Origin of the sequence: Pseudomonas sp. T8 (genome assembly GCF_024610635.1) — a bacterium.
In the GTDB taxonomy this organism is placed as follows: Bacteria; Pseudomonadota; Gammaproteobacteria; order Pseudomonadales; family Pseudomonadaceae; genus Aquipseudomonas; species Aquipseudomonas chlororaphis_I.
This window is the reverse complement of sequence record NZ_CP102374.1, coordinates 4,266,976-4,283,110: the sequence shown is the minus strand read 5'-3', so window position 1 is coordinate 4,283,110 and position 16,135 is coordinate 4,266,976. Positions and strand designations below refer to the sequence as shown.

The 16,135-nt window shown below is 59.6% G+C and carries 14 protein-coding genes; 8 read left to right on the top strand and 6 right to left on the bottom strand.

Annotated features, from left to right (window positions below):
• Window positions 1–83: 83 nt before the first annotated feature.
• Genes yidC through rpmH form a run of 4 tightly spaced genes read right to left on the bottom strand, consistent with a single transcriptional unit; the run spans window position 84 to window position 2,559 of the window.
• Window positions 84–1,766 (bottom strand): membrane protein insertase YidC, encoded by a 1,683-nt coding sequence (gene yidC / locus NRG23_RS19190; RefSeq protein ID WP_009051704.1) that lies wholly within the window; start codon window positions 1,764–1,766, stop codon window positions 84–86.
• A gap of 2 nt (window positions 1,767–1,768) precedes the next feature.
• The gene (gene yidD, locus NRG23_RS19185; RefSeq protein WP_010465488.1) at window positions 1,769–2,014 is read right to left on the bottom strand and encodes a membrane protein insertion efficiency factor YidD; all 246 of its coding nucleotides are present in this window, start codon (window positions 2,012–2,014) and stop codon (window positions 1,769–1,771) included.
• Window positions 2,007–2,408 (bottom strand): ribonuclease P protein component, encoded by a 402-nt coding sequence (rnpA, locus tag NRG23_RS19180; RefSeq protein ID WP_198421982.1) that lies wholly within the window; start codon window positions 2,406–2,408, stop codon window positions 2,007–2,009. The genes yidD and rnpA overlap by 8 nt, the downstream gene beginning before the upstream one ends.
• A gap of 16 nt (window positions 2,409–2,424) precedes the next feature.
• The gene (gene rpmH, locus NRG23_RS19175; RefSeq protein WP_003213577.1) at window positions 2,425–2,559 is read right to left on the bottom strand and encodes a 50S ribosomal protein L34; all 135 of its coding nucleotides are present in this window, start codon (window positions 2,557–2,559) and stop codon (window positions 2,425–2,427) included.
• A gap of 567 nt (window positions 2,560–3,126) precedes the next feature.
• Here rpmH and dnaA point away from each other — a divergent pair.
• From dnaA to gyrB, 4 genes are read left to right on the top strand one after another with little or no spacing between them, the layout of a single operon-like run.
• Window positions 3,127–4,647, top strand: coding sequence for a chromosomal replication initiator protein DnaA (dnaA, locus tag NRG23_RS19170; protein ID WP_016703949.1), 1,521 nt, complete (start codon window positions 3,127–3,129; stop codon window positions 4,645–4,647).
• A 38-nt stretch (window positions 4,648–4,685) separates the two neighbouring features.
• The gene (gene dnaN / locus NRG23_RS19165; RefSeq protein ID WP_009046209.1) at window positions 4,686–5,789 is read left to right on the top strand and encodes a DNA polymerase III subunit beta; all 1,104 of its coding nucleotides are present in this window, start codon (window positions 4,686–4,688) and stop codon (window positions 5,787–5,789) included.
• Window positions 5,790–5,809: 20 nt separating this feature from the next.
• Window positions 5,810–6,913 carry a DNA replication/repair protein RecF gene (gene recF, locus NRG23_RS19160; protein WP_007924472.1) on the top strand — a complete coding sequence of 368 codons (1,104 nt, stop codon included), beginning with the start codon at window positions 5,810–5,812 and terminating at the stop codon, window positions 6,911–6,913.
• A gap of 4 nt (window positions 6,914–6,917) precedes the next feature.
• The gene (gene gyrB, locus NRG23_RS19155) at window positions 6,918–9,335 is read left to right on the top strand and encodes a DNA topoisomerase (ATP-hydrolyzing) subunit B (protein ID WP_007924471.1); all 2,418 of its coding nucleotides are present in this window, start codon (window positions 6,918–6,920) and stop codon (window positions 9,333–9,335) included.
• Between the two features lie 75 nt (window positions 9,336–9,410).
• Here the strand turns inward: gyrB and NRG23_RS19150 are convergent, their stop codons facing one another.
• Window positions 9,411–10,127, bottom strand: a complete 717-nt coding sequence (locus NRG23_RS19150; RefSeq protein WP_009041468.1) for a response regulator transcription factor — start codon at window positions 10,125–10,127, stop codon at window positions 9,411–9,413.
• Between the two features lie 231 nt (window positions 10,128–10,358).
• On the opposite strand from NRG23_RS19150, the gene NRG23_RS19145 reads away from it, so the two are divergent.
• From NRG23_RS19145 to NRG23_RS19130, 4 genes are all read left to right on the top strand, one after another.
• A complete protein-coding gene (locus NRG23_RS19145) occupies window positions 10,359–10,649 on the top strand; it encodes a hypothetical protein (protein WP_016703945.1) in 291 nt (96 codons plus the stop codon).
• Between the two features lie 304 nt (window positions 10,650–10,953).
• Window positions 10,954–11,643: an aquaporin Z gene (gene aqpZ / locus NRG23_RS19140; protein ID WP_007921032.1), complete on the top strand. Its 690-nt coding sequence runs from the start codon at window positions 10,954–10,956 to the stop codon at window positions 11,641–11,643.
• Between the two features lie 199 nt (window positions 11,644–11,842).
• Entirely contained in the window at window positions 11,843–12,829 is a 987-nt protein-coding gene (locus tag NRG23_RS19135) for a FecR domain-containing protein (RefSeq protein WP_028683592.1), read from the top strand.
• A gap of 12 nt (window positions 12,830–12,841) precedes the next feature.
• Complete coding sequence (locus tag NRG23_RS19130) at window positions 12,842–15,160, top strand: CHASE2 domain-containing protein (RefSeq protein WP_036985504.1); 2,319 nt, start codon at window positions 12,842–12,844, stop codon at window positions 15,158–15,160.
• A gap of 173 nt (window positions 15,161–15,333) precedes the next feature.
• Here NRG23_RS19130 and NRG23_RS19125 read toward each other — a convergent pair whose 3' ends face one another.
• Entirely contained in the window at window positions 15,334–16,104 is a 771-nt protein-coding gene (locus NRG23_RS19125) for a 1-acyl-sn-glycerol-3-phosphate acyltransferase (RefSeq protein ID WP_037006036.1), read from the bottom strand.
• Window positions 16,105–16,135 lie beyond the last annotated feature (31 nt).

Sequence of the window (16,135 nt, the reverse complement as noted above, 5' to 3'; positions counted from 1 at the left end):
CCAGACATAAAGAGGCAGACAAAAGTGACAGATAGCAAAACGCCCCACTAGGGGGCGTTTTGAGTGGTTATCCACAGAGTAGGTCAGGCCGCTGCTTTCTTGGTAGCGGCTTCGATCTTACGTGTGATGTACCACTGTTGTGCGATCGACAGGCAGTTGTTCACAACCCAGTACAGCACCAGACCGGCCGGGAACCACAGGAAGAAGAAGGTGAAGATGATTGGCATCATTTTCATCACCTTGGCCTGCATCGGATCCGGAGGAGTCGGGTTCAGCTGCTGCTGGATGAACATGGTGGCGCCCATGATGATCGGCAGGATGAAGAACGGATCCTTGATCGACAGGTCGGTAATCCACAGCATGAATGGCGCCTGGCGCATTTCCACGCTTTCCAGGAGTACCCAGTACAAGGACAGGAACACCGGCATCTGCACGAGGATTGGCAAGCAACCACCCAGCGGATTGATCTTCTCTTTCTTGTACAGCTCCATCATGGCTTGCGACATTTTCTGCCGGTCGTCGCCATGTTGCTCTTTCAGAGCCGCCAGTTTCGGCGCCACCGCACGCATGCGCGCCATGGATTTGTAGCTGGCTGCCGACAGCGGGAAGAAGATCCCCTTGATCAGCATGGTCAGGAAGATGATCGACCAGCCCCAGTTACCCACAATGCTGTGGATATGTTGCAGCAGCCAGAAGATCGGCTGGGCAATGAACCACAGAATGCCGTAGTCGACGGTCAGTTCCAGGCCTGGGGACAACTCTTTCAGAACGGCCTGGCTCTTCGGACCGGCGTACAGAGTGGCGGTGGTTTCAGCCTTGGCACCAGGTGCAACGGTCAGCGCCGGGCCAGTGAAACCGATGATGTAGTTGCCTTGGTTGTCCTTGCGGGTCTGCACCACGTTGCTTTCGTTCTTCGCCGGGATCCAGGCGGTCACGAAGTAGTGTTGCAGCCAGGCAACCCAGCCACCTTGCACGGTTTCTTTCAGCGAGCCCTTGTCGATATCTTTCATCGACACTTTTTTGTACGGCTCGGAACTTGTCCACAGGGCGGCGCCCAGGTAAGTCGCGGTGCCGGTGGCGGTGCTGGAAGAAGGATCGGAGCTGGCGTCGCGTTTGAGCTGGGCAAACAGGTTGCCAGTCCAGGCCTTGTCGCTGGTGTTGTCGATCAGATAGGTGACTTTCAGATCGTACAGACCGCGGGTAAAGGTGAAACGCTTGATGTAGTTGACGCCGGCGTCGCTGAATTTCAGGTCGACATTCAGCTGGTTCTGGCCGTCAGCCAGTTGATAAGTCTTTTTCTCGGCCGAATAAACCGGGCGTCCTGCAGGACGAGCATCCGGACCGTTGACACCGGTCAGGCCGCTTTGCGCCAGATAAGTACGTTCGCCACCGTTATCGAACAGTTGGAACGGAATTTCCGGATGGTCCTGGCGACGTGGATACAGCGGCAGCTTCAGCTGGGCGATATCACCACCTTGAGGATCGATAGCCAGATCGAGCACATCCGTTTTTACCTGGATGAGGTCTTTGCTTGCCGCCACCGGAGTTTCGGTAGGGGTGCTGGTATCGGTATTCGCGCTGGGTACATCGGCACTGGCGGAAGCATTGTTACCAACAGGCGTATCCGGTAGAGCCGGGGTGGCGGTGTTGGCAGCAACATTCTGAGTCGGCAGGGCAGCCTGGCCATAATCCTGGTTCCACTTAAGAACCATGACGTAGGACACGATTGCCAGGGCGACGATCAGGATCGTGCGTTTAATATCCATGATTACTCGGCCATCGAAGAAGAACGGGAGGTAGGGATAGGTGGAACCGGGTCATAACCACCGGGATTCCACGGATGACAGCGACCTAAACGACGAAAGGTCAGCCAGCCACCGCGCAGAAGGCCATGATTTTCGATGGCTTCATACGCGTAGCAGGAACAGCTGGGATAGAAACGACAGTGACTGGCCATCAGAGGACTAATGGCATAGCGATAAAACTGGATCGGAACGAGTGCCAGTTTACGCATTCGGGCTGTCTACCCCTACAGTTTCGATTTTGACTGCTGGTGCCGGCTTGTTACGGGCCAGACGCTTCCAGAGCTTGTCGAAATGCTGAATCAATTCGGGGTTTTCTACATCGCCCAAACCTTTGCGCGCGACGATAACGATGTCCCAGCCGACCAGAGCATCCTGGTTCAGGCGAAACGATTCGCGCATCAGACGTTTGAGGCGATTGCGCTCAACGGAGAGCTTGACGCTCTTTTTTCCGATAACCAGCCCCAGACGGGGATGATCCAGATCGTTGTTGCGCGCAAGGAGCAGGAGATTTTTCCCCGGAACCTTGCCGGTAGGGGAGTCAAAGACTGCCTTGAAATGCCGGGGGGTAAGCAGACGCTTTTCCCGACTGAAGTCCTGACTCACCTCCAGTGCCGGAGTATCAAACTGCCAGACGCGCACGACCTTTGGCGCGACGACGCGACAGGACGGCACGACCGTTCTTGGTAGCCATGCGAGCACGGAAACCGTGGGTACGAGCGCGTTTGATAGTGCTTGGTTGGAAAGTACGTTTCATTGTCGTGTTACCTGGTTCGTCCACAACGGGCCGGAATGGCCCCCGTTTTAAGAGATCGGCGATTCTAGAGAAAGCAAGCCTCTAGGTCAATTTCCAACCAGCTTTTCCTTTATCTGGGTATGTCCGCCTCTGAGGCTGAAGAACCGGGTCAGCCAGATATAAAAATAAAGAAGGGAATTATTTAAAGCTTTTCTGTAAAGCTTATAAAGGCTAGGGACGTCCCTGTCTGTGGATAACTACATTGAGCCCTTATAGGACGTGCTGTACAGAGAATGACAACACTGTCGAGAAACGGTGCTTTGCCTGTGCTGCGCTATCGGAAAAGCTGTGTGTGGAAAGGCGAGTTATCCACAAGCGGGTTATCCACCGATTTTCGCCCCCAGTTGTGCAATGCCCTTAGGTGTGGTTATCCACAGAGCTTATGCACATACCATTGGTCGTGTTTTTTCGGGATAAAGCGTTGATTCATAGTGGCCTGCGATCAACCTACATGTGGATAAGTGTGCGTCTGGTCGTTACAATGGCGGCTTGTTTTTGCCTCACCGGCTTTCAACTTAGGGGATATCCGTGTCAGTGGAACTTTGGCAGCAGTGCGTGGAGCTTCTGCGTGATGAGCTGCCTGCCCAGCAATTCAACACTTGGATCCGTCCGCTACAGGTCGAAGCCGAAGGCGACGAGTTGCGTGTATACGCACCGAATCGTTTTGTTCTCGATTGGGTCAACGAAAAGTACCTGGGCCGCGTGCTCGAGCTGCTGGATGAGCATGGCAATGGCATGGCGCCGGCGCTTTCCTTATTAATAGGCAGCAAACGCAGTTCCGCTCCTCGTGCGGCACCCAATGCTCCGCTGGCCGCTGCGGTTGCCTCTCAGGTTCAGCAGGCAGCAGCTGCCGCCCCGGTCGCTGCGCCGGCTCCGGCCGCCCCGACCAAGGCGGCGACCCAGAAAGTCGCCGAAGTCAGCGAAGAACCCTCTCGTGACAGCTTCGACCCGATGGCGGGGGCCAGCTCGCAGCAGGCTCCAGTGCGCGCCGAACAGCGCACCGTTCAGGTGGAAGGTGCGCTCAAGCACACCAGTTACCTGAACCGCACCTTCACCTTCGAAAACTTTGTGGAAGGTAAGTCCAACCAGCTGGCCCGCGCCGCGGCCTGGCAGGTAGCCGACAACCCCAAGCATGGTTACAACCCGCTCTTCCTTTATGGCGGCGTAGGTTTGGGTAAGACCCACTTGATGCACGCTGTGGGTAACCATCTATTAAAGAAGAACCCGAATGCCAAGGTCGTGTACCTGCATTCCGAGCGCTTCGTGGCTGACATGGTCAAGGCGCTGCAACTCAACGCGATCAACGAATTCAAGCGCTTCTACCGTTCGGTGGATGCGTTGCTGATCGACGATATTCAGTTCTTCGCTCGCAAGGAGCGTTCCCAGGAAGAGTTTTTCCATACCTTCAACGCCCTGCTCGAAGGCGGCCAACAGGTGATTCTCACCAGTGACCGCTATCCGAAGGAGATCGAAGGCCTGGAAGAACGCCTGAAATCGCGCTTCGGCTGGGGCCTGACCGTGGCGGTAGAGCCACCGGAACTGGAAACCCGCGTCGCGATCCTGATGAAGAAGGCCGATCAGGCCAAAGTCGAGCTGCCTCACGATGCGGCGTTCTTCATTGCCCAGCGAATTCGTTCCAACGTGCGTGAGCTGGAAGGGGCGCTCAAGCGTGTCATCGCTCACTCGCACTTCATGGGACGCGACATTACCATCGAGCTGATTCGCGAATCGCTGAAGGACCTGCTTGCCCTGCAGGACAAGCTGGTCTCTGTGGATAACATTCAGCGCACTGTCGCCGAATACTACAAGATCAAGATCTCCGATCTGCTGTCCAAGCGGCGCTCGCGTTCTGTCGCGCGTCCACGCCAGGTGGCCATGGCCTTGTCCAAGGAACTGACCAACCACAGCCTGCCGGAAATCGGCGATGTGTTCGGCGGCCGCGATCACACCACGGTCTTGCACGCATGCCGCAAGATCAATGAACTTAAGGAATCCGACGCGGACATCCGCGAGGACTACAAGAACCTGCTGCGTACTCTGACCACTTGATGACTCCAGCGCAGCTTATTAAGGCAAGGGACTAGACCATGCATTTCACCATTCAACGCGAAGCCCTGTTGAAACCCCTGCAACTGGTCGCCGGCGTCGTCGAACGTCGTCAGACCTTGCCGGTACTTTCCAACGTGCTGTTGGTTGTCGAAGGCCAGCAACTGTCGCTGACCGGTACCGACCTGGAAGTCGAGCTGGTCGGTCGCGTGCAGTTGGAAGAGCCGGCGGAGCCAGGCGAAATCACTGTCCCGGCGCGTAAGCTGATGGACATCTGCAAGAGCCTGCCGAACGACGCCCTGATCGACATCAAGGTCGACGAGCAGAAGCTGGTGGTCAAGGCTGGCCGTAGCCGCTTTACCCTGTCCACCTTGCCGGCCAACGACTTCCCGACTGTGGAAGAAGGCCCGGGCTCGCTGACCTGCCAGCTGGAGCAGAGCAAGCTGCGTCGCCTGATCGAACGCACCAGCTTCGCCATGGCCCAGCAGGACGTGCGCTACTACCTCAACGGCATGCTGCTGGAAGTCTCCGCCGGCATCATCCGTGCCGTGGCCACCGACGGTCACCGCCTGGCCATGTGCTCGATGCAGGCCGATATTGGCCAGCCGGATCGCCACCAGGTGATCGTGCCGCGCAAGGGCATCCTGGAACTGGCCCGCTTGCTCACCGAGCCGGACGGCAATGTCAGCATCGTTCTGGGTCAGCACCATATCCGTGCGACCACCGGCGAGTTCACCTTCACTTCCAAGCTGGTCGACGGCAAGTTCCCGGACTACGAGCGTGTGCTGCCGAAGGGCGGTGACAAGCTGGTACTGGGCGACCGTCAGGCGCTGCGCGAAGCCTTCAGCCGTACCGCGATCCTGTCTAACGAGAAGTACCGCGGTATCCGTCTGCAACTGGCCAACGGTCAGCTGAAAATCCAGGCCAACAACCCGGAGCAGGAAGAGGCGGAAGAAGAAGTAGGCGTGGAATACAACGGCGGTTCGCTGGAGATCGGCTTCAACGTGAGCTATCTGCTCGACGTGCTGGGCGTGATGACCACTGAACAGGTACGCCTGATCCTGTCCGATTCCAACAGCAGTGCGCTGGTGCAGGAATCCGACAACGACGACTCGGCCTACGTTGTCATGCCGATGCGCCTGTAATCATGCTCAGCAGAAGCTAGATGTCCCTCAGTCGCGTCTCGGTCACCGCGGTGCGCAATCTGCACCCGGTGACCTTCTCCCCCTCCCCCCGCATCAACCTCCTCTACGGCGCCAACGGCAGTGGCAAAACCAGCGTGCTGGAAGCCATCCACTTGCTGGGGCTTGCTCGCTCGTTTCGCAGTGCCCGTTTATTGCCGGTGATCCAGTACGAACAACTCGCGTGTACGGTGTTCGGCCAGGTCGAGCTGGCGGAAGGAGGACACAGCAGCCTGGGGATATCTCGCGATCGCCAGGGTGAATTCCAGATCCGCATCGACGGGCAGAACGCCCGCAGTGCCGCGCAGCTGGCGGAGATCCTGCCCCTGCAGTTGATCAACCCGGACAGTTTCCGCTTGCTGGAAGGCGCACCCAAAATCAGGCGCCAGTTCCTCGATTGGGGCGTGTTCCACGTGGAACCCCGCTTCATGTCAACCTGGCAGCGCTTGCAGAAGGCCCTGCGGCAGCGGAACTCATGGCTGCGGCATGGTACACTTGACGCCGCTTCGCAAGCAGCCTGGGACAGGGAGCTGTGTCAGGCCAGCGCTGAAATTGATGAATACCGCCGCGCTTATATCAAAGCCTTGAAACCAGTCTTTGAGCGGACCTTGAGCGAGCTGGTAGAGCTCGAGGGCTTAACGCTTAGCTATTACCGTGGTTGGGATAAAGAGCGAGAGCTCAGTGCAGTGCTCGCGACATCCCTCCATCGTGATCAGCAAATGGGTCATACCCAGGCTGGCCCCCAACGTGCTGATTTGCGTCTCAGGTTGGGCGCACACAACGCTGCGGACATCTTGTCCCGCGGTCAGCAGAAGTTGGTGGTCTGTGCCTTGCGGATCGCCCAGGGGCACCTGGTCAGCCAGGCCCGGCGCGGTCAGTGTATTTATCTGGTGGATGACTTGCCGTCCGAGCTGGACGAGCAGCATCGCCGCGCACTTTGTCGCTTGTTGGAAGACTTACGCTGCCAGGTGTTCATCACCTGTGTAGACCACGAATTATTGAGGGAAGGCTGGCAGACGGAAACGCCAGTTGCCCTGTTCCACGTGGAACAGGGCCGTATCACCCAGACCCACGACCATCGGGAGTGAAGGCATGAGCGAAGAAAACACGTACGACTCGAGCAGCATTAAAGTGCTGAAAGGTTTGGATGCCGTACGCAAACGTCCCGGTATGTACATTGGTGACACCGACGATGGCAGCGGTCTGCACCATATGGTGTTCGAGGTGGTCGATAACTCGATCGACGAAGCTCTGGCCGGCCATTGCGACGACATCAGCATCATCATCCACCCGGACGAATCCATTACCGTGCGTGACAACGGTCGCGGCATCCCGGTAGACGTGCATAAAGAAGAAGGCGTGTCCGCGGCCGAGGTCATCATGACCGTGCTGCACGCTGGTGGTAAGTTCGACGACAACTCCTACAAAGTATCCGGCGGTCTGCACGGCGTGGGTGTGTCGGTAGTGAACGCCCTGTCCGAAGAACTGGTCCTGACCGTTCGCCGCAGCGGCAAGATCTGGGAACAGACCTACGTTCACGGTGTGCCTCAGGCGCCTATGGCGATCGTCGGTGACAGCGAAACCACCGGTACCCAGATTCACTTCAAGGCTTCCAGCGAGACCTTCAAGAACATCCATTTCAGCTGGGACATCCTGGCCAAGCGGATTCGTGAACTGTCCTTCCTCAACTCCGGTGTCGGTATCGTTCTGAAGGACGAACGCAGCGGCAAGGAAGAGCTGTTCAAGTACGAAGGCGGCCTGCGTGCGTTCGTTGAATACCTGAACACCAACAAGACCGCGGTCAACCAGGTGTTCCACTTCAATGTGCAGCGTGAAGATGGCATCGGCGTGGAAATCGCCCTGCAGTGGAACGACAGCTTCAACGAAAACCTGCAGTGCTTCACCAACAACATTCCGCAGCGCGATGGCGGCACCCACTTGGTGGGCTTCCGTTCGGCACTGACGCGTAACCTGAACAACTACATCGAACAGGAAGGTCTGGCGAAGAAGCACAAGGTCGCCACCACCGGTGACGATGCCCGCGAAGGCCTGACCGCGATCATTTCGGTCAAGGTGCCGGATCCGAAGTTCAGCTCCCAGACCAAAGACAAGCTGGTGTCTTCCGAAGTGAAGACCGCGGTTGAACAGGAAATGGGCAAGTACTTCTCCGACTTCCTGCTGGAAAACCCGAACGAAGCCAAGCTGGTGGTCGGCAAGATGCTCGACGCCGCCCGTGCCCGTGAAGCGGCGCGTAAGGCTCGTGAGATGACCCGCCGTAAAGGCGCGCTGGATATCGCCGGCCTGCCGGGCAAACTGGCGGACTGCCAGGAAAAAGACCCTGCCCTTTCCGAACTCTACCTGGTGGAAGGTGACTCTGCTGGCGGCTCCGCCAAGCAGGGACGCAACCGTAAGACCCAGGCGATTCTGCCGCTCAAGGGCAAGATCCTTAACGTCGAGAAAGCGCGCTTCGACAAGATGATTTCCTCGCAAGAGGTCGGCACCTTGATCACTGCACTCGGTTGCGGCATCGGCCGCGAAGAGTACAACATCGACAAGCTGCGTTATCACAACATCATCATCATGACCGACGCTGACGTCGACGGTTCGCACATCCGTACCCTGCTGCTGACCTTCTTCTTCCGTCAGCTGCCGGAGCTGATCGAGCGTGGCTACATCTACATCGCTCAACCGCCGCTGTACAAGGTCAAGAAAGGCAAGCAAGAGCAATACATCAAAGACGACGACGCCATGGAAGAGTACATGACGCAGTCGGCCCTGGAAGATGCGAGCCTGCACCTGAACGAAGAAGCACCGGGTATTTCCGGCGAGGCGCTGGAGCGCCTGGTGAACGACTTCCGCATGGTCATGAAAACCCTCAAGCGTCTGTCGCGCCTGTACCCTCAGGAACTGACCGAGCACTTCATCTACCTGCCGGCCGTGAGCCTGGAGCAACTCTCCGATCACGCGGCCATGCAGGATTGGCTGGCCCAATATGAAGTCCGCCTGCGCACCGTCGAGAAGTCCGGCCTGGTCTACAAGGCCAGCCTGCGTGAAGACCGTGAACGTAATGTCTGGCTGCCAGAGGTCGAACTGATCTCCCACGGCCTGTCGAACTACGTCACCTTCAACCGCGACTTCTTCGGTAGCAATGACTACAAGACCGTCGTTACCCTCGGCGCTCAACTGAGCTCCCTGCTGGACGAAGGCGCTTATATTCAGCGTGGCGAACGCAAGAAGGCGGTGACCGAGTTCAAGGAAGCCCTGGACTGGCTGATGACCGAAAGCACCAAGCGCCACACCATCCAGCGATACAAAGGTCTGGGCGAGATGAACCCGGATCAGCTGTGGGAAACCACCATGGACCCAAGCGTACGCCGTATGCTCAAGGTCACGATTGAAGATGCCATCGGCGCCGACCAGATCTTCAACACCCTGATGGGGGATGCGGTCGAGCCTCGTCGTGACTTCATCGAAAGCAACGCCCTGGCGGTATCCAACCTGGACTTTTGATCCGGGTTGCATCGCCGAAATGAAAAAGGCCAACGCTCAGCGTTGGCCTTTTTTATTGCCCGGCTAAAAGGGGCCCTACTCGGCCGCCGAAACACTTTCCAGGCGATAGCCATAACCATAGATGGTCAGCAGCTGCCAGCCACGATCCGCGGTCAGCCCCAGCTTGTTGCGCAGGCGGTAGATGTGGGTGTCCAGGGGGCGGGAGGAGACGATTTCCTCATGGGTCCAGAAACGCTCATAAAGGTATTCCCGGGATAGCGGCCGACCCAGGTTGGCGAACAGGCAGCGGGCCAGGCGGTATTCGCGTTCGGTGAGGCTGATCGGGTTGCCGGCGCGGGTCACGGTCAGCTCGGCGTCGTCGAAGGCCAGGTCGTTGAAGGTCTGTACCTCGACGGCCGCCGAGCGCTGCAAGCCGTGGCGACGCAGGACAGCGGTCACCCGTGCCTTGAGTTCGTTGGGGCGGAAAGGTTTGCTCACATAGTCGTCGGCCCCGGTATTCAGGGCCTGGACGATATCGCTCTCGGCATCGCGGCTGGTGAGCATGATGGCCGCCGGTGGCGCCTCCATGTGCTCGCGGGTCCAGCGCAGCAACGAGAGTCCGCTGAGGTCCGGCAGCTGCCAGTCGAGAATCAGCAGGTCGAAGGTTTCGCGCCGCAGCTGCCGCAGCAGGTCCTCGCCACGCTCGAAGCTGTGCAGCGTCCATGGTTGTTCCCCGGGGCCGGGGATCTGTCGCAGTGTCTGTTCCACCCGCGCCAGTTCGGCGGGCTCGTCATCCAGTATTGCGACACGCATGCGGGGCAGTTCCTTTTATCGCGAGAGAATGCTGATGGCTTTATTTGAGGCCTTTCCTGGCGCTGAGTTTAGGCTGATCAGACGAATCTGAACAATTGTGGCGAATTGCTCTGGTTCACACCTTTGCTCGGTACGCTGATGTCATATAGCCGGTAGCCGACAGGAGCACTGTCCATCCGGCCTGCATTCGTTGCAGAACGATACCGGCTCGAACGTGCAAGGAAAAGAACTATGGGGAACATCCTGGGGAAGGGGCGGTTGCTCTACGCAGGCATTGCGCAGGCAGCGGACCTGGCTCGATTTACCACTCTGATGCTCGCGGCTTGCCTGAGCCTGGGGTCGACCGCGGAGCAGCCTGCGCTGCCGTCTTCGGACTATGCCTTGCCGGTGCAGCGTTATTTCAGCCCGTCCGTAACCACCATCGGGTTCAGCGACTCCCAGGGCTTCGCCCCGATCAGCGCGCCACAGACACAGACGGCGCAGCCTATGGTCTATCAGGAGCAGCAGCGTTGGGTGTTCTAGATCAGACAATTCTGAACAAATATTGCAAACCGGCCCGGCCTCCACGGCATGCCGGTAAATTCGTAGTCGCTGAGTGGCACACAGGGGCAATCGGAAGTGCTCCGACACAGGGAGTGTCAACCGCCGGATTGGCGGACGTCAGGCCGGGGCTTGTCTTCGGTTTGCAGTACAGGGGAATACAGGGAGTGCCTCCTCAGGACGTAATGCTCCGACACAGGGATGTGTCATCCCTCCTCTCCCGCGCGGCCCCACGGCGCCGCCAGCCAACAAACAATTCCTCATTTTTTATCTGTGAAGGCCTCTGATGAAGACATTCGGCGCTGAGTTTTTCGGTACGTTCTGGTTGGTCCTGGGCGGGTGCGGGAGCGCCGTGCTGGCGGCCGGTGTTCCGCAATTCGGGATCGGTTATCTGGGGGTAGCCCTGGCCTTTGGCCTGAGCGTCCTGACTATGGCTTACGCATTGGGTCCGATTTCCGGGGCTCACCTCAACCCCGCGGTCTCGGTTGGCCTGTGGTTGAGCGGGCGTTTCCCGGGTAGCCGACTGCTGCCTTATATCGTCGCCCAGGTGCTCGGTGGACTCGCCGCAGGTGGCGTACTGTTCCTGATCGCCTCCGGCAAGGTCGGGTTCGACGCTTCGGCCGGCTTCGCGGCCAATGGTTACGGTGAACACTCCCCTGGCGGCTACTCGATGTTCGCTGCGCTGTTGACCGAAGTCGTGCTCACGGCGATGTTCCTCCTGATCATCCTGGGCGCCACCGCCAAGCGCGCGCCAGCCGGTTTTGCCCCGATTGCCATTGGCCTGACGCTGACCCTGATCCACCTGATCAGCATTCCGGTCACCAATACCTCGGTCAACCCTGCTCGCAGCACCGCGGTCGCCTTCTTCGCCGGCGAGTGGGCAGTGTCCCAGCTGTGGCTGTTCTGGGTAGCGCCGCTGTTGGGCGCAGGGCTGGGAGCCCTGGCCTATCGGTTGATCTCCATCGAGCGGGACTGACCTGAGCGGGTCGGATGCGCTGATTCGCATCCGGCCGGCATGGAGCCAAACAGCGCAGCCGCTCTTTAGCGGTTGTGCTGTTTGTCCCGTAATGGAATGACCCTGGCCGGCCTTGGTTCAAGAGGTATGGTCAGAACGCTAACAATGCAGTTCTAATGGCACGGACTTCAGAAGAGCGCGACTACGGACCCATGAACCCATGACCTCCTTGCACATCCGCCACCGGGCCATGCTCGTTTCATTTCTGCTCGGCAGCACACTGGCCTTTTCCATGCCGCAGGCTGCCGTCGCCGCGCCCAAGCGCCCTCCCTATATCGATGAAAACCAGCAATGCCGTGGCCAGCCGCTGCCGGCGACGGTCGAGCATCTCACGGGCGAAGCCTGGAAGCTGGATGCCAAGGGCAACCAGGTACCCCTGGAAGAAGGCATGAGCGTCGATGAACTCGAAGGGGTAAAGACCTCGCCTTCGGCATTCGTCAGCCTGTCCCTGGGCGATGGCTCGCTGGTGGTGCTGCCCTCCAGTTCCCAGATCACCCTGCACCTGAACGAAGAACATGCGATCCCCCAGGTCGCGCTCGAACAGGGGCAGATCGAGTCCTATGTCATCAAGCGCCCGAGCGATTACGACCGTTTCCAGATCGTCACGCCGATCGGCGTGCTGGGTGTACGCGGTACGCACTTCCGGGTGCGTAACGACGATCAGCAGTCGCTGGTGGAAGTGCTCAACGGCCAGGTAGCGGTCAACCGCGAAGACGACGAAGCGCCGAAACAGACCAAGGGCAAGAAACGCCCTGTGGATAAACCGGTCGGGCCGGTTCCCGGTGAAGTGCAGGTCATGGCTCGCCAAGGTTTGCGTATCCAGAAAGAAGGCCCGTTGAAGCCAGTCGATCTGTTACCTGCGCCGCAGCTGATGGGCCAGGCGGGCCAGACGGGCGATCTGCCGGTCTGGCAGCTGATCATGAAGCCCTTGCCGGGCGCCAAGCGTTACCGGGCCCAGGTGGCGACCGACAAAAGCTTCCTCAATATCAAGCAGGAACAGTTCTCCAGCACGCCGGAAGTCAACTTCAGCGGCCTGGAAGCCTTTTTTTATCATGTCCGCCTTTCTGCTTTCGATGAGCACGGACTCGAAGGAGAGACGGGGGTCTATGACATCTTCTATTACCCCAGGACCACGCGTGTTCAGTAAGTACGCGGCGGTTTGTCGGTGAGGCGCTGGCGCCGACCCGAGGGCCGGGAGCCGACGCAAGCCCAGCGACTGTTTGGCGGTCTGGTGCGGGAATGGGCATGGGTCAGCCTGATCCTGCTGCCCTTGACCGCCCTGTTGTCGCTGAGCCACGGACTGGCGCTGAATAACCTGCTGTATGACAACCTGCGACGGCTCAGCCCGTTGCCGGTCGATTCACGCCTGCTGATGATCACCATCGACGACTACAGCCTGCAGCAGCTGGGCCAGTGGCCCTGGCCGCGCACCCTGCACGCCGACCTGCTGGATCGGCTGACGGCGGCCAAGGTCCAGGGCGTGCTGTTCGACGTGATCTTCAGCGAACCCGACAGCGTCCCCGAGAACGATCAGCACTTGGCCCAGGCGATCTGCCGCGAAGGCCAGGTATTCCTGCCCCTGCTGCGCGAGAGCGTGGCCCGCTATGGCCAGCCGCTGGGTGAGATCGAACCTGTGGCCCCGTTGAGTCAGTGCGCCAAGGCGGTCGGCCATATCAATGCCGAGGCCGATACCGACGGCACGGTCCGCAGCGTCTATCTGCGCGAAGGCCCACCGCAGGCGCCGAAGGCACAATTGGCCTGGCTGCTTTATCAACAGGCGCACCCGGTGGGCACTGCCCTGTCGATGCCTGGCTCGGACACCGCGCAGATCACCCAGGGCTGGCTGCGCAGCAACGAAATACGCATCCCCTTCATCAGCACCCAGGCCGGGTTCCCCAGTGTTCCCTATGTCAGCGTATTGCGCGGTGAAGTCCCACCGGAGTTGTTGCGTGACAAGCTGATCCTGATCGGCACCACCGCTCCCGGCCTGGGCGACCGTTACGTCACCCCGCAGTCGGCCAGCGTCGGCACCACCCCAGGCATCGAGATCCAGGCCAACCTGCTCAATGGCTTGTTGCAGCAGCGCACCATCGTTGCCCTGGGGCAATGGCCGGCCGCGGCGCTGTCGGTGCTGCTGGTGGCGGCCCTGCTGGGATTGCTGCTGGTACGGCCGCGGCATGCGTTGTGGTTGACCCTGGCCTGCATGGCGGCGGCCCTACTCGGTTCGGCCGGGCTGCTGCGCCTGGGACTGTGGTGGCCGCCGGTGGCCAGTCTGCTGGGGATGCTGCTGGCTTACCTGATCTGGAACTGGCGTCGCCTGAGCGTGATCCTGGCCTACTTTGGCTGGGAGCTGGCGCGCCTGGACAGCGAACCCAAGGTACTGCCCGAACGCCGGCGCACCCAGACCCCCGCCGGGGATGTGCTGCAGGGGCAGATCGTGGCCCTGGAGCAGGCCTTGAGCCGCACCCGCGACACCCGCCGGTTCATTGCCGACGGCCTGGAATACCTGCCGGTGGCCACCCTGATCAGCGATCCGGACGGCCGCGTGTTGCTGGCCAACCGCAACGCCCGTGAAGTGTTTGGCAACGCGCTGATCGGCGAGGACCTGGTCCACCAGTTGGCCGGCCTGGGTTATCCCGGTTTGCAGGACGGGCAACGCCCTGCCCTGTCGCAACTGCAGCCATTGGAATTTCGGGATATCGAACAGCGCAGCCTGCGCGTGGACCTGGCGCCCTTGCTGCCGATCGACAGCGATACGCCGATCGGCTGGCTGCTGAGCCTCACCGACCTGAGCCTCGAGCGGGATGCCGAGCAGCAGCGGGCCACCCTGTTGCGCTTCCTGTCCCATGACCTGCGCGCGCCCCATTCGGCGATCCTGGCCTTGCTCGATGTGCAGCGGCACCAGGGCTCGGGCGATACACGGATCTACAGCCAGATCGAACTGCAGGTGCGTCGCGCCCTGGGGCTCACCGAAGCCTTTGTGCAACTGGCGAAGGCCGAGTCCGAGGCCTATCAGTTCCAGCCGAGCATGTTCGCCATGCTGGTGCTGGATGCATTCGACCAGGCCATGACCATCGCCCAGCTGAAAAACATCCAGCTGGTGCATGACCTCGACGACGACGCCGAAGGCATGGTGCTGGCCGATCAATCCCTGCTGACCCGGGCCTTGTTCAATCTGCTGGAAAACGCCATTAAGTACAGCCCGTCGGGCTCGACCGTCCGGGTGCAAGTCGCTTGCACAGAAGGCTGGCTGACCTGCGATATCACCGACCAGGGCAAAGGCATTGCGGCCGATGAGCTGCCGCAGCTGTTCGTGCAGTACCAGCGCTTCGCCTCGGCCCAGGGCAGCGAAGGCCTGGGGCTGGGGTTGTCGATGGTCAAGGCGGTGGTCGACCGGCATGAAGGGCGGATTGTCTGCCGTAGTGTGGTCGGCCAGGGGACAACCTTCAGCCTGCAATTACCCCTGCTCACGGACTGAATATCGACAGGCGAAAAAAAAACCGGCTCCAGGGCCGGTTTTTTTCGTATCCAGAAAACTTATGCACGTTTTCCGGAGTTTTATGGGTTTATGAAATATGTATATAAATCATCTGCTTACGAATTTTATATAGCGATTATCCATAAAACGGTACACAGGTTATCCACAGAAACTCAGATGGCCATCTTGTCCGGCGCCGCGGCTACCGGAGGCAGCGAACCCATGTCCCGCTGCGCCTGCTCATTCCAGGCTGCGACCCGGTCGTTGAGCTCGGCGATGGCCCGTGGTCCGGAGCCTTCGGCGTACATCGGCGCACCGATCACCACGGTGATGGTGCCGGGGTGCCTGACCCAGCCGGTCTTCGGCCAGTATTTGCCGGCATTGTGCGCGATCGGCAGCACCGGCAAGTCGGCGTTGACCGCCAGGGCGCTGCCGCTGCGGGAGAACTTGCCCATCTGGCCGTAAGGCACCCGGGTACCTTCCGGGAAGATCAGTACCCAGACATTGTCCTTGAGCAGCTCGTCGCCCTTGCTGGCGACCTGCTTGAGCGCGGCCTTGGGGTTGTCGCGATCGATGGCGATCGGACGCAGCATGGCCATGGCCCAGCCGAAGAACGGCACGTACAGCAGTTCACGCTTGAGCACCTGGCTCAGCGGTTCGAAATAGGCCGAGAGAAAGAACGTCTCCCAGGTGCTCTGGTGGTTCGAGACAATCACGCATGGACGCTCGGGGACGTTTTCCGCGCCCTTCACTTCCACGTTGATCTTGAGAAACACCTTGGCCAGCCACAACGCGCAGCGGCACCAATAGACGTTGATAAAGCGATAGCGCGCCTTGAACGGCAGGAAGGGCGCGATAAAAAAGCTCAGGGAGCACCACAGCAACGAACTGGTGCCCAGCAGCAGGTAAAAGAAGAAGGTTCTGATTGCCTGCAGGATCGACATAGCGGCGTTTACCGTTGCGGGCATTGCCCGC